Genomic DNA, 21219 nt, shown 5'->3' with positions numbered 1-21219 from the left:
GCCGTTCTATTGTTAGTGCCCCTGGCTGTTGCGGACAGCCGCGACATCTGTCGCCTTTACCGGTCCTGCGCTGTTACCCCATGCCGAGCGGACGAATGTTGCCAGTTCGGCGACTTCATCATCCGACAGGCGGTCGGCATAACCCTGCATCACCAGACGCATCGGACGCTTCGCCGTGGACGGAACCTCTGCGCCATGCAGGATGATCGAGATCAGCGGTTTCGTCTCCGAACCTGTCACAAGATCATTACCGGCAAGCTCAGGAAAGATTTCCGGCGCGCCCTTGCCCGTCACGAAGTGGCAGGCGGCGCAGTTATCGATGTAGAGACGTGCGCCCAGAGGCATATCCGGAGAAGCTTCCGTCAGCATCTTTGTCGTTGCTTCACCGGCCGCATCGGCCGGAGCCGCTGGCAGCGCCATCGACGCCTTAGAAGCGAAGCTCTGCGGCACTTCGACAGCCGCACCGTCGATCCCCTTCAGGAAAGCGGCCATCGCCAGATTGTCTGCATCAGTGAGATGCTGCAGCGAATGTTCGACAGCGAGGCCCATTTCGCCATTGGCCGTTGAATGGGAATTGCGGCCTGTTGCGAGATAGGTTGCCAGTTCCTCGATGGACCATTTCTGTGGAGCGGAATTGGCGCCGCGTAGAGACGGAGCGTTCCAGCCATCGACGACACCGCCGATGAGGAAGTCCTTGTCACCGACCTGCGTGCCGCTCTGCGCCATCAGCGTATTGCGTGGGCTGTGGCAGGCAGCACAGTGTGCCGGTCCTTCGACCAGATACTGTCCGCGATCCTCTGCTTCCGACTTGCCGGCGGCCTTGAAGGCCGCTTCCTGACCGAGAGCAAGCCAGTTCCAGGCGCGAATGCCGAAACGCATGTTGAACGGGAAGCCGAGCTTGGTTTCCTGAACGACATTGTTCACCGGCTCCACCTGATGCATGAAATAATCATACAGAGCGCGGACATCTTCTTCCGTCAGCTTGCGATAGTTCTCATATGGCATTGCTGGATAAAGATGCGAGCCGTCGGCACGAATGCCGTCATAGAGAGCGGCGCGAAACTGATCGAGTGTCCAGTTTCCAATGCCGGTTTCCTTATCCGGAGTGATGTTGGTCGTCCAGATCGTACCCATCGGGCTTGCAATCGGGCGGCCACCGGCAAAGGGCTTGCCGCCTTCCGCCGTATGGCAGGCCATGCAGTCAGAGGCATACATGACATATTGGCCCTGCCCTTCGGCAGGCTTCCAGTCTGCGGCCAGTTCCTTGGTCGGTTTAGTCAGTTGTACCGGCACGAAGATGAAGGCCAGCAGCGCGACAATACCGATGACGACCAGAGCGCCGATTATGCGAAGAAAAGTTTTCATCACCATTCTCCTCAGATCAGCGGACGCGGATTGGACAGATATTGCGTGCGGATCGCATGCGCAGTCGAATAGGCAAGCCCGCCGAGCAGGCCTGTCGGATTGTACTGCGTGTTCTGCACGAAATTGCCCGCGCCGGTCATGAACACATTGTGCTTGTCCCATGCCTGCGAATAGCGGTTGACCACGCCCTCACGCGGGTTTTCCGACATGCTATGGCCACCCGTATTGTGCGTCGTCTGATAGGGACGCACGTCATATTGCGCGCCTTCCTTCTTGAAGGACGACTGCATCAGGTCCGGGTTCATCGTTTTGGCCAGTTCTTCCATCTTGGTCTTCATGTACTGGGTCATCCGGATATCATTCGGATTCCAGTTGAAGGTCATGCGCATGAGCGGGCGACCGTGACGATCCTTGTAGGTTGGGTCCAGATCGAGATGGTTAGTCCTGTAAGCCATATGCGAGCCATGGCTGCCGATGGACATGGCATGGCCGTACCATTCGGCAATGGCCTTCTTCCATGCACCGCCCCAGCCCGGCGTACCGGACGGCAGTGGCATACTGCGGATCGGCTGGCCGTTGGTCTGGCCTGCGCGCCAGTACGAACCGCCGATGAAGCCTTCTCGTCCGAAATCGATCTGGTTGACACCGAAATCGTCGATGCACATGCCGTTCGCGCCGGTGCCGATGAACGGATTGAACTCTTCATCCTTGAAGAAGAGCGTCACGCCGCCATTCATCTGATAGGCATAATTACGACCGGTCACACCTTCGCCCGTTGCCGGATCGTATGGCTGGCCGATGCCGGAAAGCAGCGCCAGATGCACGTTGTTGAGCGAGAAGGACGCAAGAATAACGATATCGGCGGGCTGGAACACTTCCTCCTGCGTCGCCTCGTCGAAATAGGTCACGCCCGTAGCCGTCTTGCCGTCTGGCGCCATCTCGACACGCAGAACTTCCGACTCCGTGCGATAGGAGAAGTTCGGCATGCGTTTCAGTGCATCGAGAATTGCTGTCTGAGGCGAAGACTTGGAATACTGGTAGCAGCCGAAGCGCTCGCAGAAACCGCAATGGTTGCACGGCCCCATCTGCATGCCATATTCATTGACATAGGCCGTCGACGCGATGCCGCCGGGCGACGGGAAGGGATGATACCCCATGCCCTGCGCGGCATCGGCAAACTTCCGGCCGTCCCAGGTCGTGTGCATCGGTGGCATGGGGTAGTCGTTTGAGCGCCATCCCTCGAACGGATTACCGCCCTCGACGGTCTTGCCCTTGAGATTGCCAGCCTTCCCGGAAATACCGGCAATACGCTCGAAACGGTCGAAGAACGGTTCCAGCTCGTCGTAATGGATCGGATAATCGCCCAGAAGCATGTCTTCCGGAATGATCTGTTCGCCCCAGCGTTCCTGCACATAGGAGCGCAGGCGCAGCTCTTCCGGCTGCGGACGCCAGTTCAGGCCGTTCCAGTGCGTGCCCGCTCCGCCAACGCCGTTACCAGGCAGAAACGAACCAAAACTGCGATACGGCAATGCAACTTCATTCTCGTTGCGTCGGATCGTGACCGTCTGCTGGCTGGCGCGCTGCATCAACTTCAGACGCACGCCATATTTCAGCTCATCGATCATGTTGGGATATTTGAAATCGGGGACCGTGTTCTGGTCATGCCCGCGCTCAAGCGCAACGATTTCAAGCCCTTCCTGAGCCAGTTCCATGGCCAGAATAGCGCCGGTCCAGCCGAGGCCGACGACGACCACGTCTTTTTTCTTTTCCTGACGTGCCATTGTTAAGCCCTCTCGCCCTTGATCGAAACTGGGCCTAACGGGTAGCGAACATTGTAGCGTTCGACCCATTCCTTGTAGCTGCCGCGCGCGCCGGGGAAGCCGATAAAGCTCCAGGCCTGCATGCCGTGATTGCCGCCATACATCGGATCGGCGAAATAGCCTTCCTTGGTGTTCTGCAACAGGACTGTGAAGAAGTCGCGCAGTTCAGGCTGCAAGCCGACCTCCCCCTTCTGCAGCGAGGTCAGCGCCGCATCTTGCTGTTCCGCCGTCAAGGCCGAGAACGCAGCGCCATGCTTCTGCTCGCACCACGCATTGAAGGCAGGAATACCCTGCCTGTAAATCTGCGCAGGGTTGAGCGGCGTCTGCCAGCCGCGCGTCGGATCGGCGGACGCATCGTGGGGGCCAACCATGTACCAGTCATCCGCGCGACCGTAATCACCGGCAAGCTGAAGATCGATGAAGACAGGAACACGGGCTTCGATAGCGCCAGGACCATCGCCTTCGGACGGGATCAGTCTTGCCGTTGCGGCGAGAATGAAAGCCCATTCGACTTCATTGAAATATTGACGTTCATATTCTTCGAGTGGAACCGGGGGAGTTTGTGGTTCCGCTTTGGCTGAGACAGCGAGCCCTGAAAGCATCACGCTTGCCGCGGAGGCTTTCAGAAAACTGCGACGACTCGGATATCCGGGAAGGTCGGTCATTGTCGTTTCCTGCCGATTAGGTGGGTAAGACTTTTGGAGGTGTTTCCGAGAAAATTCCACGATACGCAGATGAGAAACATACACTCTGGATACACAAGCCTTCAGAATTGTTCAAACAACTTGTACCCTAGTTGTGCATAACCAACCTGCGTTCGCTATAAGACTAGAGCCTTAGCGCAATCCGAAAAGGCCCGGAGAACGACGAAAATCCGGTTGAATGACGCCGAGGCGCGGGCAGTTTTCACAATCACGTGAAGACAATCCCTGCCCGCCACATATTGCCCGGTCTTGCAGTCACGATCACCCGTCAAAGCTGAATTGGGTTCGACTGACCGGAACCGGCAGCGGCTTTTCACGTTGAAAGCGATGGCCGGAAGTGGCCATTATGGTGCTGTCGCGGTTTGCACGCGACTGGAGTGAAACGAAGGGAGGTCAGAAAAATGAAGGCACGCACAGCGACTGTCGGTGATCTTGAAAGCGTTTTTCACGACCTTTCGAGGCGTATGGCGATCGAATATATCGCCGCCGGCAAGGATACCAAAGCCGCCTATGACAACCTGATGATGAACCTGCGGGAAGGCCGTGCACATGCTTTGCTGCAGGACGGCAAGGTGGTTGCTATCATCGCCTGGCATGAGGGGGATGGCGCCACCGATACGCTTTTTGCGGCGAAGGAAGAATTTTTCAACCGAAATACCGTGCGTTTCTGCAAGCAGCATATCCGGCAGATTCAGGCTTTGGCCGGTGACCTGCCAATCCATTCACGAAGCTGGCTCGACCGATCCGACATCGTAAAATGGTTCAAGATCATTGGTTACCAAGAAAAAGGAACCGACAATGGTGCCCGCCTCTTCGAACTGCCTGCCCGCCGTGATGGCATAGTGGCAGCATGACACCTCGCCACCGGAGCAATTTCCGGTGGCGTCTCTATCCCACGCCTGTTTGAAGCAACAACCGAATTCTGTTTTTCGTTTTCTGTGAATACAAAGTAAAATCAAAGACATAAAATAATTACTAGAGCCAATTGCGAGTCTCGCATGAGTTGCGGGGAAAGATCGTTTCTTTCAAGCCTTTAACGCATTCCTGACGATTAGCCGTTATTTGGAAAGATGACTGCCATTCGGGGGAAATCATGGCTTGGAAATTCATGCTTGCAAGTGCCGTTCTTGCTGTAACTCGAACGATGCCGAGGGGTTTCGCTGCGCCCACGGGACCGGCTGTGGTCTCCGATAATGCAATGGAAATGGAACTGAAACCCGCACCGATCAATCCTGACTGGGTGCTGGACGGCACTCCGCATGCGCGCTCCAGCGAGCAATCGGTAAGCCGGGACCGAGCCGCCTATACGGCCATCTGGGATTGCACCGCAGGCACTTTCCGCTGGTATTTCGGCTGGGATGAAACCGTCTATATTCTGGAAGGTGAAGTGCACGTCACCGACGCGGACGGCGGCACACGCACCTTGCGGGCTGGCGACGTTGCCTATTTCCGGGGCGGCACATGGGCAACCTGGAAAATCGACAATTATCTGCGCAAGGTCGCCTTCATGCGGCGCACTTTGCCTGCACCCGCTTCGTTCATCTATCGCGCCAGCGACGCGGTGAAACGGCGGCTGGGACGCCGCAAGAGCGGCGCGCTGAACTGATTACCGGTTTGTGATCGGGATGGGCGCCGCATCCGCGCCCATTACGTTGACGAACAGTCCGATATTTCAGTATAAATCAATGACGGTTTTCGCCGTACATGATGGGAATGGGGTTCTCCCGAAACTGCCAGCAATTGGCTGATGACTCCTGCTTGAATTGAAACAGGAGAAGAGTGCGTCGCAAGACCTCTCGAAGTGAGATATTCTATCGAATTTCCAGACGTCACCGACTAATCTCTATCCATTATTGAAATGGACACAGAACAATGCAAGCAACCCTCATGGTAGCGCTCGGTGGAGCGATCGGAAGTGTCGCGCGGTACTGGCTGGCCCTCTTGATGCTGCCGATAAGCCGCGAACTTCCCTGGGGCACCATCGTCATCAATATTGTCGGCTCTTTTGCAATCTCGTTCTTCGGTGCACTGACACTGGAGCAAGGCCGTTTTCCCATACCGGAAATCTGGCGCCTCGCCTTCATGGTCGGCGTGTGCGGTGGCTTCACCACTTTCTCGTCTTTCAGCCTGCAAACGATGGATCTTCTGCGCGCTGGACAACCCGGCAAAGCCCTGTTCAATATCGGTTTTTCGGTTGTGCTTTGCCTGATCGCCGTGTGGCTCGGGCTGCTTGCCGCAGAACGCTTCAATGGTGGTATCGAACAGGTTGCGCAGAATGTAATCGAAGAAGAAGCATCATAAGCTTCACATACGATTGCAACAGCAACGGCTGGTGTTGACGCGTGCCGTCCGGCAGTGGGCGCGCAACGCGCTCTAAATATTTGTTTTAACGCGCATCTTATCCGAAAACCGTTTCACACTTTTCGGGATGCGCTCTAATGGACGCACGTGTGAAACTGCCCCGGCTTTCAGACCCACGGCTCATATGAAAACACCCTCCATTTGCTATATTATGCAAATAAAAAGATGGAGATATATTGACTTTTATGGCTGTCGTTTACCTAGAACGAATCAATTACTGGCCATAAATTAAGTTTTGTGATATGTTTTACCTATATTATATTTTAGGATTTATAAATATGGGACTTGATACATTCTCTGTTCTTCAATCTCTTGCATTGTTTGCAGTCGTGATAGTGATAATGTTCATGATATTTATCGGCATAAATACCAATGGAACATTGTGATTTAATCACGATCTGCTTCACTGGAACGTATCTGGAAAAATGTGAAACAATTTCCGGAACAGGAGGTACTTAAAAAGACAGAAAACATTCGTAGTAATTCGGGAGATATCTGCGAGGCGACCTCTCAACGCTTTCCGTCACCAAATTTCTCGGCTGCGAAATCCAGGAAGCTTCTGAGCTTGGGTGTCATCTGTCGATCTGATGCATAAAGCGCATGCAGGGAGCGCGATGGGGGTTCGTATTCAGGGAGAAGCCGGATCAGCTTTCCTGACGATATCTCATCGGCAACCAGTTCATACGGTTGAAAGAGGATGCCCATACCAGAAAGTGCTGCAGCACGCAGTGCTTCACCGCTGTTGGCACAGAAGCGGCCCGTGATTGAAATAGTCACCTCACCTTCCGGCCCAATGAATGACCAATGGGTGCGGAGCGATGAATGCGTGAAGATCAGGCATTCATGTTCGACCAGATCTTGTGGTGTCTTCAGGCTGCTTGCAGAATCCATATAGGCAGGCGCAGCACATAGAATAAGGCGATAGGGCGCAAGACGCTTGGCAATAAGGCTGCTGTCGGGGAGATCGCCAGCGCGAAAAATCACGTCAAACCCCTCCTCCACCAGATCGACATTTCTGTTCGTAAGATTGAGGTCTACCGACACCTCGGGATGCCGCCTGAGATATTCCGAAAGTTCGGGCGCAAGCGCGTGGCTTCCAAAAGTCACCGGAGCGCTGATGCGAAGCCTTCCCCTTGGTTCAGACCTTGTCTCCGCCATCAATGCTTCGGCAAGGTCCATTTCCGCCAGAATGTTCTTCGCGCGCTCGTAGAACACTTGCCCGCTGTCAGTAAGGCTTTGCCGACGCGTCGTCCTTGTCAGCAGTCTTACGCCCAGTCCGAGCTCCAAGGCACGTATCTGCTTGCCGGCAAGCTGTGACGACATCTCCAACTCGTGTGCCGCCGACGAGATGGACCCGGATTCGACTGCCTTTACGAAGACTCTCATGCCAGTCAACCGATCCATTACAAACAATCCATTTCCATTATTGAAAAATATGAACCATTTTATCCTCATTGTTTCATAACTACAATATGCACGAAGCTGCCATTATCCCGCGATCAACCGGGACAACACCATTTAGAAGGAAAGGCACAAAGCCATGCAACCCATCTCTGATACAACAAGCACCGCGACCCGTCCCAGCGCACAGCAACCAACTGTAGTCCTCGTGCGTGGAGCATGGGCCGATGGATCGACGTGGAGCCGACTGATCTCCTGCTGCAGGAAAAAGGTGTGAATGTCGTAGCCGTACAGAACCCGTTGACCTCCCTGGAGGACGACATCGCGACCACCCGGCGCGCGCTTGAAAGACTGCAAGGCCCTGTTGTGCTGGTCGGCTGGTCATATGGTGGAGCCGTGATTACCGAAGCCGGCCAGAACGACAATGTGAAAGCACTTGTTTATGTGGCGGCCTTCGCGCTTTCCGAAGGTATGTCGGTCAACCAGACGGCCAAGGACTATCCGCCTCCTTCCGGTTTTAACCACGTCCAAGCCGACAAGGATGGCTTCCTGACATTGACATTGGAAGGTGTGCAGCAGCATCTTGCTCAGGACATTGCACCTGAACAAACCAAGGTGATATTCGCCACACAGCACCCAACCCACGCCAGTAGTTTCGATGGCAAGGTGTCCGTGGTTGCGTGGACGACGAAACCGTCCTGGTATGTGGTGAGTGAACAGGATCGCATGATCCAACCAGATCTCCAGACAGCAATGGCGCAGAAAATCTCCGCAAAGGTGACTACTCTGCCAGCCGGGCACGCACCGCACATTTCCCAACCGTCGGAAGTCGCAGAAGTTATTCTTGAGGCGATTGCCCACGTTACCCAGTGAAGAGAAGTTCGCTTCCGAACAGGCCGCCACCACACGAAGCCTGCCCCCAAACCGGGGCGGGCTTTTTGCGTCTTACCAGAAATGTTGATGGAAGCAGGCTCTGGACCGTGCAGCTTGCACCGAAGCACCCATGCTCGCAACCGGAGTAACGCGATCGGCTTCGGTTTGCAAACGACAGGCGGCGGCTAGTGCCAGTGTTTTGATTTTATATCGAAATGGCGGAGGGGGTGTCTTTTATTCGAACTGACGAGTAATTCCGAGTAATTCCGATAGCTCAATAAAATCAATATTTTCGTATCATTTTCGTGCCGGTCGTCTGCGCCTGATTCCGATGGGTTCCGACATGCATTTGTGGGTAGGTATGTGGGTGCCAAAGTATACTTTGGTTCTACTCTCTTAAACTCAAAAATGGTGTACGTGAAATTCTTTCATTCTCAATAGACTCAAGCATCTCAACAGCTTAATATCGCTACTTCTAATCCCATTTTTTGAGGTCTGAAATGGCCAGCGTCATCAACAGATTAAGCGCCGCAATGGTCGCCAAAGCACTTCCCGCAGGCATGTATAATGATGGCGGCGGGCTTTATTTGCAGGTCGCCAAGGGCGGCACCAAGTCTTGGATTTTCCGCTTCATGCTTGCTGGCCGTGCCCGCGAAATGGGACTTGGCTCCATCCACGATTTTTCACTTCGGGAAGCCCGGGAACGGGCGCGAGAAGCTCGGCAACTTACGGCGGATGGAATAGACCCAATTGAGGCACGCCGAGAACGCCAAGCCACCACGCGAGCGAAGGCCGCGAACGAAATCTCCTTCGCGGATGCCGCCGAACGCTACATCAAGGCGCACGCGGCAGGCTGGAAAAATGCCAAGCACGCGGACCAGTGGCGCAACACCCTCAAAACCTACGCCTACCCCGTCATCGGCTCCCTATCAGTCGCCAGCATCGACACCGCCCATATCACTAAAATCATCGAGCCGATCTGGGCAGAAAAAACCGAAACCGCGAGCCGTGTACGCGGACGTATTGAGTTGGTGTTGGATTGGGCCAAAGCGCGCCATTACCGGAACGGCGAAAACCCTGCTCGTTGGCGCGGCCACCTAGACAAGCTGCTTCCCGCCCGGTCCAAGGTTTCCAAAGTTCGGCATCACCCAGCCATGACGTACACCGACCTCCCCTCCTTCATGCCCCGGCTCCGAGAGGTATCGGGCATAGCCGCCCGCGCCCTTGAGTTCACAATCCTCACCGCTGTCCGCACGTCCGAAGCCATCGGCGCAACCGACGCCGAGTTCGACTTAGTCGAGAAGGTCTGGACGATCCCGGCAGAGCGCATGAAAGCGGATAAGCCGCACCGCGTCCCTCTTTGCGACCGTGCCGTAGAAATCCTGCAATCAACGCCGAGGGAAGCCCACAGCCCTTACGTGTTCCCCGGCGCGAAACGAGGTAAGCCGTTGAGCAACATGGCAATGCTAGAAGTTCTTCGAGGAATGGACGGCACTGAGGGACTAACCGTTCATGGCTTTCGCTCCACATTCAGGGATTGGGCGGCGGAGCGTTCCAGCTTCCCTCGCGAGATTGCCGAAGCCGCGCTCGCCCACACCGTCCGCGACAAAACCGAGGCGGCATATCAGCGTGGCGACATGCTGGAAAAGCGACGCAGGCTCATGAGCGCGTGGGCTGACTACGTTTCCACGACTCCTGCATCCGGCAACAATGTATTGGCGATTGGTAAATTATAGCGAGTAAAAAACGACGCAAGAACTGCACTGTCAGAAATTAACGATAGTAGGCGAAACAAGCAGCGGTAGCCGCCATTTCGTTGAACGTAACCTGTCGTTGCGATAAATTTGAATGGGTAATGCCTATGGGGGGCACCATGCAACAGGCACAAACACACCTCTATTTCAGTATTCGCCCATCTTTGATTGCGTGGATTTCCGCTGGAATAATCGCTTTACTAGTATTTCTGCACTCCGTGGTCATGGTGTGCTGGTACACAAAAGCTTGTGGCATTGCGATGGAGCCGATTAATCGCGTCGGCCATATGTTTGACCTCAACCGAGAAATGAACGTTCCGACGTGGTTTTCTGTACTTCAGCTATTTGCAACCGCCTGCGCGCTCGCATTGGTCGCGTGGGTCCAGCGCCTCAAATCACTTCCTTCGACTGCGTGGTGGGGCTTGTCAGCGATCTTCTTCTATATGTCGCTCGACGAGGGAACGGACATGCACGGCTTATGGCGAGCGGATAATTACGCCATCCCCGGCACCGCCCATCCATTTTTCTCATGGATCATTCCGGCTGCTTTCGTGGTGATCGTTGTCGGAGTTATTTTCGTCCGCTGGTTATTCGCACTGCCCCGACGCACAGCAAGCCTGTTCGTCCTTGCAGGAGCGGTTTTTGTGACCGGCGCTCTGGTCTTCGAGGGTATTGGAGCGTTCTTGGCTGACGAAACCTTTTTCAATGCGTCCTACCTCATCGTTTCAACAATCGAAGAGACGCTGGAAATGTCGGGCGTTCTAATTATGCTTTTCGCAGTGCTCGAATATCTGGAAGACCAAGGCGTTAGGCTTGCGCTCGCCCCCGAGCCATACGACTGAAAAATTCACACAAAATTTGCGAGGGACATGGTCAGGCAGATGGGGGGTGGCATCCGGCGAAGTAGCCCTCGCCGTTTGCACAATGCAAAGGGGGATGGGGCCTCGGCCTACCCAGCTTTTTGGTCGTTGAGTCGATAGCGTCCCTTGGCGACGCGAACGAATAGCGCAACATCGGGCGACTGCTTGTCGGTGCAATGGTCAGCGAGGAACTCGAAATAGCGAGGATAGGCCCAGCCGGGTGCAACCCGTCGCACATCTAAGGCGCGAAACGGCTCCGCCAGTTCCCCCTTCCGCACGGCCATGCAGACTGCCGAATAAATGTCAGTCCCACCCAGTCCCATAATAGAACACAATAAGCAATGAAACTCGGTGGGGCAAGGCTGGACCATACCGATCTTCGCCCCGCATTCGGCGCATGGCGCGATATTTCATTCGATGGATAAACTACCGGCAATCATTGCCGCGCTTGATGGCGGCACCATTCCGTCCCGTTTCCCGATACATTCTATCCGTGGCTAGCCATGCCATGCGACGCCCGCCCACATGCATATGGCTCAACCTCACAGCACCGTATTCCCGCGCAGTATCAATAGGGCAAGCCCTAGCGATTCTCGCAAAAAAGCCAACTGACGGTATCACACACATTGGAGTTGACTTTTTGATACGGTAGTATCACAATATCTAAAAGTTATGTGAGACTATCGGAGTCCGCCATGTCCACCGCCGCAATCGTTGGCTATGCCCGCACATCAACCACCGACCAGAAAGCTGGACTTGAAGCCCAGCTCCGCGATCTGTCCGCTGCGGGAGCGTCGCGCATCTTCCAAGAGGAACTATCGTCTGTCGCTACCAAGCGCCCGGAACTGGAGCGGGCGCTGGATTACGTACGCGAGGGCGACACGCTTATCGTCACCAAGCTTGACCGCCTCGCGCGATCCGTCGCAGACCTCGTGGCGATCACAGAGACGCTTCGCACAAAGGGGGTGACACTCCGCATCCTATCGATGAACCTCGACACCTCCACACCGACCGGCAAGTTGATGCTGAATTTGCTGGGGTCGATTGCGGAGTTTGAACGGGAGTTGATGCTGGAACGGCAGCGCGAGGGGATCGCGAAGGCCAAAGCCGAGGGCAAATACAAGGGGCGAGCGCCGACTGCGCGGGCGAAAGCGGAAGATGTACTGCGGTTGAAGGCCGGGGGAATGACGGCGGACGCCATCGCGACGAAGCTGGGGATCGGGCGGGCGAGTGTGTTTAGGATTCTAAAGGAGTGCGCGCAGCTCGCATCGTGAACTATCATGGTGATTAGTCATGGTTCACCGATATGTCCACAATAGCCCCAAGCAACGGATACCCTGTTTGTTAATAATTCTAATCGCGCTATATCCAAAGCAGTAGTTAAAACTTCATTGGCTGCATCAACTAAATGCATATCCCTTTCACGAGGATTGGTTTTGGAGCCGTGGAACAAGTTATTCCGAATTATTCGAACTGCTTGCAATACACTTTGAGCGTTAGTTGGCGGATTTCCATCGATGAAACGGCAATTATTACCGAGCTTTACTAAAGTACGCGGTGGCTCATTAAACAAGATAGCCGCTCGCTGACTATGCTGGACTTTCGGAAAGAATGATTTATGCAAGTCCGAAGCAAAATCGTCCCAAGTGGCATAAACATAATCTCCATTATCACCGCCCACATATCCAGTAGCAATCAGAGCAAACTCAAATCTCGCAAAAACAGCGAAAAGCTTAATCATGTTAAGCGGTACCGCGCCTTGAAGCTCTTCGATAAACAGTCCGTTATTGTCGATCACCACTATTCGCCCCCTCCCAATTATTCAGATCAACTTAAGAGTTTTGTTGCTCTTACTATACTTTTCTCCCACGGTTAGATTGCTTTTGTCTAGCTCCGGATCGACGATTGAAGTTGTTAAAATTATTTGATGTGGGAACTTCGCCTTATCTGATTCACCAACAATTACGCGCTGGTAATTATGACTTCTCTCTGGCTCCATTCCTTTGTCTTCAATATTATCCATCAGTAGAAATTTGGGATGCCAAAAACTTTCATCATATGTTGCACCAAACAAAATTGAAAGGATTGATGTATTCTTCAAAATAACATTACTACTCTCAGCGAAGTTCATTTTACCGTCAACCAACATAGCATCATCGCCAAAATCAATTGTAAAGCTAGTTGGGTCCTCGAAGGTGTCTTCCCGCGATAAATCTCGAGACAGAATTTTCTTCCCCAACGACGCAATAAGCCCCATTGCCTTATTCTGACGAACTGATGCTGAGTGCTCCAGCCTTTGGAGGCGGTTTTGAAGTTCGCCTATCTCTTTGTTGAGGTTTGAACGCTCTTCTGAAAGTGCGTCTATTCGTTCAATCGTAGCGCGGATTCTTTCAAAATAAGAAAGCTCATGTTCGATTTTTCCCAGCCTCCGATTTCGCTCGGCTAGAAAACTCTCACGAGGAGAGTTGCTGACGTCATAACGCGTGGAAAAATCCAACAATGTATCGCTATAATCTTTCCTTAAGGACCGGATCTCGGCCTGAAGTAGAATAGCTTGAGATGATTTCAATTTGAGAAGCTGTCTAGACTCCCGGATTTGCAATTCGTTATCTATCTTTAACTCAAAATACTTCGATCTTTCTTCTTCTGAAGAATTTTCTTCATGGCAAAGGATGCAAAATCCAGATCTAGTATCTTTAAGAGGCTTAAGACATGCAGGGCAGTATTGAAACTCAATATTTCCAATCAGAGTTGATGCGTCGTCTACGGCGTTTAGAACTGATAGTTGCTCTTCAAGGTATTTGACAAAACTCGCAATTTCCTCTTGTTCAGAATTGTTTTCGTGAAGCGCTCTCTCTTTGTTATTGAGCTTTTGAGATAGCCTTTGCACTTTCTCATGCAGCGCTCGACGTTCCGCAATAAACGTCTTTGCTTGGTCATCACCGACAATTGTGTCAACCTGAGCTATATCGAAGAGTACTTGCTCTTTCTCCAGGAGCAGTTTCGTCAGTAATTCGTCAAGCGCAGAAACCGAGCTTATGCCATCCGACTGCGGGAGTGACATCTGAGCCGCCTCATATAGGCGATCCTTCTCCGAATATTCATTCTTTAGTTCGCGCAGCTTCAGCCGGGCATCATACGCTTCGTATCCATTGATGCCGATAAGTAGCTGCCCTACGGCATCTCTTATGTCGCGGGTGTCAAACGTTTCAAATCTGAATAACTTGCCAGCAGGAGTCTGCTGATCAGCATAGAGTAACCGCAAAATCTGATGAAGCGTGACATTCGAAGCCCCTTCACCCTGAGCCTCTGGAATGAAAGCGGCACGGAATAATATCTGAGTATAGGATAGCCCGGTTCCGCCAGCGGATCGCCTAATTTGAACTCGCTGCCATTGGTCAATTCCTTGATTTACGGCGTTGTTAATGTCGCCGTAATAAATGTAAACGGGCTCAAGCTTGTTACCGATATTGCGATGAACTGTAAGTATAGACTGAGCAGTTTCGATCTCCAAACGAACCGACGAACAGCGCTTTGCCGCATCCTTCCAACGGTCAAACTCGCCGCCCAATCCGTAAAAAATAAAATCAGCTATGGTAGATTTGCCAGAGCTATTTTCACCACGAATTATGTTCACACCTCGATGAAAACATTCATCATAAGCAATGTGGCTGCCTTGGAGGACTTGAAGCCTCTTCAAAGCAAAAAAAGAAATCATCGTCTATGCCCCTAATCGATTGAGACCTGTAACCGACCTCAATCCCCCTTTGCCACTACCCACTTTGACAAACTCATTCGTAAGAAAGTTAAGTACCGACCGCTCCGAATCGAGTACTAGCTTATCAACGAGATTTTCCGCAATCTTTATACCTTCGTTACTGAGTCTATATCTGTTCTTATTTACGTCGGACACCTCTACCATCCCTTTTCCGACCAGATGGTGTAAAGCGTTGCTTTGTATTCCTCCCATTTTGATGAATAATAACTGAGGTGACGGATACTGAATAAATGTGTTCTGAGCTTTTTCTATCTTTATTTCGTTGAATGATCGCCGAACATCTGTGGGCATATGAACATTGTGTAGCAGGGGAGGATTCACGTAGTAAAAGTCGGTGATAAACAATCTGGTTTTGTCAGGAGCTGGTCCCTGCCAATGTGTCAACAACGCCAAATAACGTCTGATGGTATCAAACACGTCAAGCTGCGCATACCAGATACGATAATTCATGGTTTATCCCAGCGGACGTGGCAGCGTTCAGTAAGAAAGTAAAGAGCATCCATTACAATTCTTTCGTTTGCTGAATGTTCCGAGTATTTTTCAGAAAGTGGCGCGACTAACCTTTCTTGAACTGCAATGGAAACAGTTTCTTTATCGGCTCCATTACATATAAGCGGGTAATATACGAGACTCTGAAATCGTTGATCTATGTCAGCCAACATATTGTTGTGCAGCAGTAAGCTGCTAGACTGAAGGCCAGACTTCAAGAACCGCCTAGCAAATCTATTCTGGGATTCATTGGCAAACGAATACTCGTATTCTCGGTCAGCCGCGATCATTTTCTCATGTAGATCGCGCCTGTCGCTTTCACTATGTGATGAAAGATCGTCGCCTTCGAACTCGGCACATTTTGCGCCACCAGCAACTGCGATCTCTAGAAGCTTTGCCTTTAAACGAGAAAAAACACTTCTGTATATGACCGAGTGTCGATCAAGGGGCTTGCAGATGTTTATATGATCGGCATCTACAGGAATTGGCCGCGAAGCATTTACACCGGGATCAGCGCTGTTCGCCTCTACAATGAGCGCAATTTTGCCTGTTTTGTGCATTTCGTAATATGAGGTTACTTCAATTTTTTGATTTGCACACAGGCTTCTAAAGCTTGCGTTCAACTCATCTAAGTCCGATGAATCTTTCACAAGCTTCTCAACGTGGTGAGAGTTGAACCCTCCGACAAAGCATTTCAGCAAGCTGGCGAGTGAAGAACCCGAATGAGGAGTTGCCAAGAAAAAGATTCCAACGCAGTTTTTTGCCAGTTTTATCCAGTTCGTCTCCGTCGACTCTTGCGCTGTTCGCAGCACTTGCTTTATGAGAAGACCACCAAGGCTATGGCAGATAAAAATTACCGGCCGTTCCCCAATGCCATATGAAGCTAAAACCTCCAGTGTATTTTTAGCCCTCTCGTAAAGGTTCATCTCCTTTTTTGCCCATTTAGCAAACATGCTTGCAGGGTATCCTAGGGTAAAATAATTTCCATCAGGAAGGTCAGTGCCTAGCCAACGAGGCCAAAAAACCCCCTCAGCTTCCTTGGATTCCGGTGCTGACCAAGTCTGGTATAGGTCTCCAGTTAGTCCGTGTACAAAGACCACATCAGCGCATCCGCCATTTGCTACTATGGTACCGAGTGTAGTCGATTGCACGCTCACCTGAGACTCGTTCGTAAGTTGAAGCTCTCAAAATTTTAAGAGAATTGGCAAAGAAATCAAGCCGATCGAATTAGGGCTGACAATCGATAAAAGACTGGAGAAGTTTGGTCGAAACAAACAAGTAAAGTTGGTGTGGTTGGTCATGGCAACGTTTCTTTTCGAAACCTTTTCACCCGCTCCCGCGCTGCTTCCAGCCTCTGCGCCAACCGCTTCGCCTTTTCTGTATCTTCGCCTTTCGCCACTCCCGGAACAACCCGGCGCGCCTCCACCTTCCGCAGCAGCTTCAACGCCTCCAGCCGCAAATCCGTTGATTGTTCCTCATCCTCGGCCACCCCGATCAAATATCGGTGGGTGAGGTCGTAGACCCCTTGCGGCGCTTCATACTCAATAATCGCTTTCGCGGCCTCGACGCACTTGGCCTCTGCCACCTCGGTCGAGGTCATGATTTGCAATAGCGCGGCGAGCGCCGGGCTTAGGATTTCACCCTCGGCCATTCTTCTGCCTCCACATAACGGTTATGAAAGGGGCAATGCCCCGGTTTCGGTTAGGGATGAAAATCCCATGTTTTCAATGGGATGAAAGAAATCCTAACCGTTCTAACTGATCTAACTGATAAGGGGATTGAAGGGATTTAGTGATCTAGGAAGTCTATAAAGTTCGTGTTATAACCGTTAGGAACAGTTAGGCAGTTAGGTCATTGTTTTTATTGTATTTTTCATTCATCATCCGTTAGGGCCATACCATCCTCTTTAACATACCCTCTAACCGGCTTATCTCCAGCCCAGATCAGCTTCGGCCCGGTCCACCCCAGCCGCCTCATGCAATCGCCCAGCCTCCGGCTATCCCGCCTCGTTACGTTCGGCATCTCCATCGCCAACGCCGATGCGAAAATGTTACTCGTGGCGATGCGAAGCTCGCCTTCGGCCCGCTTAGCAAGCTTCGGCAGGAGCGCGACGAGCGTATCTTCCCACGGATCGGCCTCAACCCTCTCGGCTTGCCGCTCGGCAGCAACCGTCCACAGATGCTCCGGGATCGTCACCGGATCGGCTTCGCCCGGCTCCACCATCGCGGCTTCGGCCCAAAGCTGATCGCGGGCCTCACGCAGCGCCACCAGATCAATCTTTCCCGTCACCACCGGCCAGAACCTCCGGTTTCCGGTCGGGTCTTTCAGGTAATGGTCGTCGTTCGTCGTGCCGATCAGGATGCAGCGACGGGGAACTTCCTCAACCGTCCGGGCGTAGGCGGCACGCGCTCGGTCGTGGGTTTTTGAAATAAACTGCTTTGCCCGCCGCACGTCCGACTGGCCCAGCCCATCCAGTTCCGGCGCTTCGACAATCCACTTTCCCAGCAGCAGTTCTTGATGCTCTTTATAGTTCTGGCGGAAATCGAGGGCGTCGGTGAAATTGTCATCACCTCCGGCCAATACCTTGAGCGCCGATGACTTACCGCGCCCCTGCGGCCCTTCCAGCACCAGCATCGCATCAAACTTACAGCCGGGACGCCGTACGCGCCGAACCCCGGCAACCAGCACGGCCCGGCCAATGGCCCGCGTCAGTTCGTCATCCGCCGCGCCAAGATATACCGAAAGCCAAGTGTCCAGCCTCGGCGTTCCATCCCAAACCAGCCCATCAAGATAATCCCGCACCGGATCGAACGCGTTCTGCATCGCAAGCAGCCTTGCCGCGTCTTCCACGTTTCGCTGGCCGGGATCAAAATCGAAATTGTCAATCACAACGTCCCTCAGCTTCAGCACCGTGTCCGCAAAAGCCTCACCAACGGGCTTATCGTAACCCTCGATCTCCATCCGCATGTGAAACTTGTCGAACTTCATGCTAATGCCGAGCTTGGTGATCGCCAGCTTCGCGTTCGCCACCGATGGCGCGAAACCGCCCGGATTTGCTTGGCGGTTCAATTCCGCCTGCGCCTTGCCCTTTCGCGCCTGCTTGCGGTCCAAAAATGAGCTAAAGGTCTGCACTTCGTTCGGTTTGGACGAAACCGGCAGCAAGTCTTTCATAGCCAGATCGGCTGCCGTCACCAGCGCAAGGTCCGTGGTGTCTAACTCCCGCACCACCCTTGCCATCACATCCTTTTCCATCTTCAAAATCTCACCCACGGCCCAGCCTCCGTTCTCGATCAAAAACCACCCGCATTCCTTGGCATAGGCGGTCGTAGGCATCTTCAGCCCGCTTTCCCGGCAAAGCTTCGATCAGCTCCAAAGCCTCCCGAAGCAAATACATGCCGCGGAAAAACTCCGCCTGTGCAACCAGCTCCGGCTGCACCCGCAACCGGTTCCGGGCCTCATCCAATGAAATCACGTCAGCAGTCATCACGGTTCACCTCGCTACCTTTCGAAAAGGAGGACTGGCGGAACGAGACATTAGATACCTCCCGCCAGTCCCCGTCGCGGGGGCCATGTCCGCGCCTCAATTCGCTCGCCGTTTCCGCAGGGCTTCTTGCGCCTTCGCCGCCAAATCCGACACATCCGGCGTCGGCTCGCCCAGCACCCGCAGTGTGGTCATTGTCGCGACAAGCCGCTCAACCAACGGTAACGCCTTGCATTCCGCCAGCCAGTCCTCAGCCCGCGCCAGCACCAGCCCACGGAAAGCGACCTCGGCATCCGTCCATCCTGCGGAAGCCAGCATTTCTAGCGCTCGCATCACCTCGGTCCAGTTTGTATCGTCAAGATGGCGAAGAACCTGTCGCGCCACAGCATCCGGCTCACCCCGGCTAAACCGCAGTTCCCGGAGCATTTCTTCGGCGGTCGCGGCCATCACCTATCTCCCTCATCCGGTTTCACGGTGCTGGTGAACAGGCGGCTCGCTGCCGACTCCACACCGCCATAGGTCTCCAGCCCATGCGTCGGCGCACCCCTTTCCGCGCCTCGGTCATATGCGCCCGTAGCGGTGGAGTCGGCAAAAGCGTTGATGACATTGAGGGAATGCTCGGACATGGGCAGATTGCTACGCAGATAGTGCTCAAGCACTTCCCGGTGCCCGACCAGTTTATGATCCTGAATGTACCGGGCAACGCGCTCGTGCTCTTCTGGGTAAAGCGCAGCCGACTGCTGATAGCGGTACGCAATCTGGTCCAGTTGTTGGCGGGTGAAGAGGCGGGCGCTGGCGGCGTGATAAAAGTCTTCGGATTTCATCGGGCTTGCTCCTTTTGAGCGAACGCTGCGAGCCACGCCTCGACCTTGGGATGGCTGTACATAATTGACTGGAGTTCCTGCGGGGCATCGGGGAAAGCAGCAAAGACCGACGCCCGCACAGCTTCGCGAGCCTTCGTCCGTTCCATCTCCCGCTTGTGCATTGCAGCGCAATCGCTGATGCCCAGCGCCACCGTGTCCGAGGACTTGTCGTACTCCGGCACCGACTGGCCGTTCAAATGATCGGTCGCTGAAATGCCGGGGCCGGATCGAAAACTTCCGAGCTTGGCCTCCAGCCGAGCGCTTTCGATCTTGTCGTCTGAAATGTAGTTCATGGCTTTCGCCTCCTAAAGTTATGCGCTCGCCGCGCCGCTTCGTTCGATGCAATTCTCCTGCCATGCCGCAATCACATCCTCGTCCCAGCCAACAGCGCGGGGGCCGAGCCGGACGGGCTTGGGGAACCAGCCATCCCGCATCCCCTCGTAAATGGTGGATGTGGAAAGGCCGGTGGCGCGGCGCACGTCAGGTAGTCGAATAAAAGTTTTCATGTTGGCGTCTCCGCATTTACTTTCACTATTCTTTCGGTGCGATCCGATAATACATAGTAAATGTTGAAACGTTCCGGTTGTCAAAAGCGCATCCCCAGACTTTCCCAGAGAAACCCATGCGAAATTGACAATATATTCCTATTTACTATTGTAAAAAGAATAATGTTCTAAAGTAATTTAACTAATAACAATATTAAAAGAACATACTTTGTTTATTAGTGGAGCTAAACCTGCGGTACGTAATCCAAACCCGAGCAAAGGAGACGCTGACCTACGTATAACTGAAAGACTTTATCGACGATTGAGTCTGATATGGCTTATTCGCCCGGCGTATAGACCATACCTAAAACCTCATTAAGACAGTTAAATGGCGGAGCCATAACCATCTATACTTTCTATTTTATTTACGTTGACCTATCCTTGCTCGCTTGTCAAACGTCTTAATGAGTCATAATGCGGCGATGGCGTTGGGAGTCATAACGTTAGAAGCGGAGGAAAAGACTCCCCGGGCAACCGGCGGCACTCGACTCGCCAGCCGACGCATATTTGCGGTACGGATGCGGTATGGATGCGGATTTGGTTTTGTGGGTAAATCTGTGGGTCAACTTCGCCCGCACTTTATTTTATCAATGATTTCAATGACTTATAAAGGAAAATGGCGGAGGGGTGGGATTCGAACCCACGGTACGATCTCTCGCACGCCGGTTTTCAAGACCGGTGCCTTAAACCGCTCGGCCACCCCTCCAGGCAATTGTTTTATCTATGCTTTTCACAAGTCTGGAAAAACAGCAAATCACAGCAAGCTATCGATTTGCGCCCAATTGCTTAGCGAGTGACTTCTTAGCAGCTTTTCTTGCGGCGTCAACGTGCACTGTTTCATTTGCCAGCATTCTGAACAACACGGAACGAAACCAGCATCCGATCACGATCAAAAGAGTTCGATCCAGCCTTCAGCAATACAACT

23 protein-coding genes, 1 tRNA gene and 1 riboswitch are annotated in these 21219 nt (G+C 53.0%); of the genes, 7 read left to right on the top strand and 17 right to left on the bottom strand.

Annotated features, from left to right (window positions below; genetic code table 11):
- Positions 1–12: 12 nt before the first annotated feature.
- The 3 genes from LJ361_RS15510 to LJ361_RS15500 are packed head-to-tail and all read right to left on the bottom strand — an operon-like array spanning position 13 to position 3850.
- Positions 13–1365, bottom strand: coding sequence for a cytochrome c (locus LJ361_RS15510; RefSeq protein ID WP_010658805.1), 1353 nt, complete (start codon positions 1363–1365; stop codon positions 13–15).
- A gap of 11 nt (positions 1366–1376) precedes the next feature.
- Positions 1377–3146, bottom strand: coding sequence for a GMC family oxidoreductase (locus LJ361_RS15505; protein WP_010658806.1), 1770 nt, complete (start codon positions 3144–3146; stop codon positions 1377–1379).
- Between the two features lie 2 nt (positions 3147–3148).
- The gene (locus tag LJ361_RS15500; protein ID WP_010658807.1) at positions 3149–3850 is read right to left on the bottom strand and encodes a gluconate 2-dehydrogenase subunit 3 family protein; all 702 of its coding nucleotides are present in this window, start codon (positions 3848–3850) and stop codon (positions 3149–3151) included.
- A gap of 440 nt (positions 3851–4290) precedes the next feature.
- On the opposite strand from LJ361_RS15500, the gene LJ361_RS15495 reads away from it, so the two are divergent.
- From LJ361_RS15495 to crcB, 3 genes are all read left to right on the top strand, one after another.
- Positions 4291–4743, top strand: coding sequence for a hypothetical protein (locus LJ361_RS15495; RefSeq protein WP_010658808.1), 453 nt, complete (start codon positions 4291–4293; stop codon positions 4741–4743).
- Between the two features lie 239 nt (positions 4744–4982).
- Positions 4983–5495 carry a cupin domain-containing protein gene (locus LJ361_RS15490; RefSeq protein WP_010658809.1) on the top strand — a complete coding sequence of 171 codons (513 nt, stop codon included), beginning with the start codon at positions 4983–4985 and terminating at the stop codon, positions 5493–5495.
- A gap of 94 nt (positions 5496–5589) precedes the next feature.
- A riboswitch (Fluoride riboswitch) is annotated at positions 5590–5653 on the top strand.
- A 108-nt stretch (positions 5654–5761) separates the two neighbouring features.
- The gene (gene crcB / locus LJ361_RS15485; RefSeq protein ID WP_010658810.1) at positions 5762–6190 is read left to right on the top strand and encodes a fluoride efflux transporter CrcB; all 429 of its coding nucleotides are present in this window, start codon (positions 5762–5764) and stop codon (positions 6188–6190) included.
- A gap of 570 nt (positions 6191–6760) precedes the next feature.
- On the opposite strand, the gene LJ361_RS15480 is transcribed toward crcB, so the two are convergent.
- Positions 6761–7654 carry a LysR family transcriptional regulator gene (locus LJ361_RS15480; RefSeq protein ID WP_010658811.1) on the bottom strand — a complete coding sequence of 298 codons (894 nt, stop codon included), beginning with the start codon at positions 7652–7654 and terminating at the stop codon, positions 6761–6763.
- Between the two features lie 216 nt (positions 7655–7870).
- Here LJ361_RS15480 and LJ361_RS15475 point away from each other — a divergent pair, with 216 nt between their 5' ends.
- From LJ361_RS15475 to LJ361_RS15465, 3 genes are all read left to right on the top strand, one after another.
- Positions 7871–8524, top strand: a complete 654-nt coding sequence (locus LJ361_RS15475; RefSeq protein WP_264811905.1) for an alpha/beta hydrolase — start codon at positions 7871–7873, stop codon at positions 8522–8524.
- 500 nt (positions 8525–9024) lie between these two features.
- Entirely contained in the window at positions 9025–10260 is a 1236-nt protein-coding gene (locus tag LJ361_RS15470; RefSeq protein ID WP_151612320.1) for a tyrosine-type recombinase/integrase, read from the top strand.
- A gap of 137 nt (positions 10261–10397) precedes the next feature.
- Positions 10398–11120, top strand: coding sequence for a hypothetical protein (locus LJ361_RS15465; RefSeq protein ID WP_264811904.1), 723 nt, complete (start codon positions 10398–10400; stop codon positions 11118–11120).
- A 107-nt stretch (positions 11121–11227) separates the two neighbouring features.
- On the opposite strand, the gene LJ361_RS15460 is transcribed toward LJ361_RS15465, so the two are convergent.
- Entirely contained in the window at positions 11228–11422 is a 195-nt protein-coding gene (locus LJ361_RS15460; protein ID WP_313733548.1) for a hypothetical protein, read from the bottom strand.
- Positions 11423–11833: 411 nt separating this feature from the next.
- Here LJ361_RS15460 and LJ361_RS15455 point away from each other — a divergent pair, with 411 nt between their 5' ends.
- Positions 11834–12412 carry a recombinase family protein gene (locus LJ361_RS15455; RefSeq protein ID WP_264811902.1) on the top strand — a complete coding sequence of 193 codons (579 nt, stop codon included), beginning with the start codon at positions 11834–11836 and terminating at the stop codon, positions 12410–12412.
- A 17-nt stretch (positions 12413–12429) separates the two neighbouring features.
- Here LJ361_RS15455 and LJ361_RS15450 read toward each other — a convergent pair whose 3' ends face one another.
- From LJ361_RS15450 to LJ361_RS15395, 12 genes are all read right to left on the bottom strand, one after another.
- Positions 12430–12939, bottom strand: coding sequence for a hypothetical protein (locus tag LJ361_RS15450; RefSeq protein WP_264811901.1), 510 nt, complete (start codon positions 12937–12939; stop codon positions 12430–12432).
- A 21-nt stretch (positions 12940–12960) separates the two neighbouring features.
- A complete protein-coding gene (locus LJ361_RS15445) occupies positions 12961–14856 on the bottom strand; it encodes an AAA family ATPase (protein WP_264811900.1) in 1896 nt (631 codons plus the stop codon).
- Positions 14857–14859: 3 nt separating this feature from the next.
- A complete protein-coding gene (locus LJ361_RS15440; RefSeq protein ID WP_264811899.1) occupies positions 14860–15366 on the bottom strand; it encodes an ABC-three component system middle component 5 in 507 nt (168 codons plus the stop codon).
- Positions 15363–16562: an ABC-three component system protein gene (locus tag LJ361_RS15435; RefSeq protein WP_264811898.1), complete on the bottom strand. Its 1200-nt coding sequence runs from the start codon at positions 16560–16562 to the stop codon at positions 15363–15365. Before LJ361_RS15435 ends, LJ361_RS15440 begins: the two co-directional genes overlap by 4 nt.
- Before the next feature lie 140 nt (positions 16563–16702).
- The gene (locus LJ361_RS15430) at positions 16703–17056 is read right to left on the bottom strand and encodes a hypothetical protein (RefSeq protein ID WP_264811897.1); all 354 of its coding nucleotides are present in this window, start codon (positions 17054–17056) and stop codon (positions 16703–16705) included.
- A 221-nt stretch (positions 17057–17277) separates the two neighbouring features.
- Positions 17278–18675, bottom strand: a complete 1398-nt coding sequence (locus LJ361_RS15425) for a virulence-associated E family protein (RefSeq protein WP_264811896.1) — start codon at positions 18673–18675, stop codon at positions 17278–17280.
- Entirely contained in the window at positions 18668–18889 is a 222-nt protein-coding gene (locus LJ361_RS15420) for a hypothetical protein (RefSeq protein ID WP_146097142.1), read from the bottom strand. The genes LJ361_RS15425 and LJ361_RS15420 overlap by 8 nt, the downstream gene beginning before the upstream one ends.
- Before the next feature lie 96 nt (positions 18890–18985).
- Positions 18986–19333, bottom strand: coding sequence for a hypothetical protein (locus tag LJ361_RS15415; protein ID WP_264811895.1), 348 nt, complete (start codon positions 19331–19333; stop codon positions 18986–18988).
- Entirely contained in the window at positions 19333–19710 is a 378-nt protein-coding gene (locus LJ361_RS15410; RefSeq protein ID WP_151612340.1) for a hypothetical protein, read from the bottom strand. The genes LJ361_RS15415 and LJ361_RS15410 overlap by 1 nt, the downstream gene beginning before the upstream one ends.
- Positions 19707–20042, bottom strand: coding sequence for a hypothetical protein (locus tag LJ361_RS15405; protein ID WP_151612342.1), 336 nt, complete (start codon positions 20040–20042; stop codon positions 19707–19709). The genes LJ361_RS15410 and LJ361_RS15405 overlap by 4 nt, the downstream gene beginning before the upstream one ends.
- 18 nt (positions 20043–20060) lie before the next feature.
- Positions 20061–20255, bottom strand: a complete 195-nt coding sequence (locus LJ361_RS15400) for a helix-turn-helix transcriptional regulator (protein ID WP_121994584.1) — start codon at positions 20253–20255, stop codon at positions 20061–20063.
- Between the two features lie 656 nt (positions 20256–20911).
- Positions 20912–21000 (bottom strand) — tRNA-Ser (locus tag LJ361_RS15395).
- Between the last annotated feature and the right edge of the window lie 219 nt (positions 21001–21219).

This window comes from Brucella sp. JSBI001, from assembly GCF_026014005.1.
GTDB classification, from domain to species: Bacteria; Pseudomonadota; Alphaproteobacteria; order Rhizobiales; family Rhizobiaceae; genus Brucella; species Brucella anthropi.
This window is presented reverse-complemented; position numbering and strand designations above follow the sequence as displayed.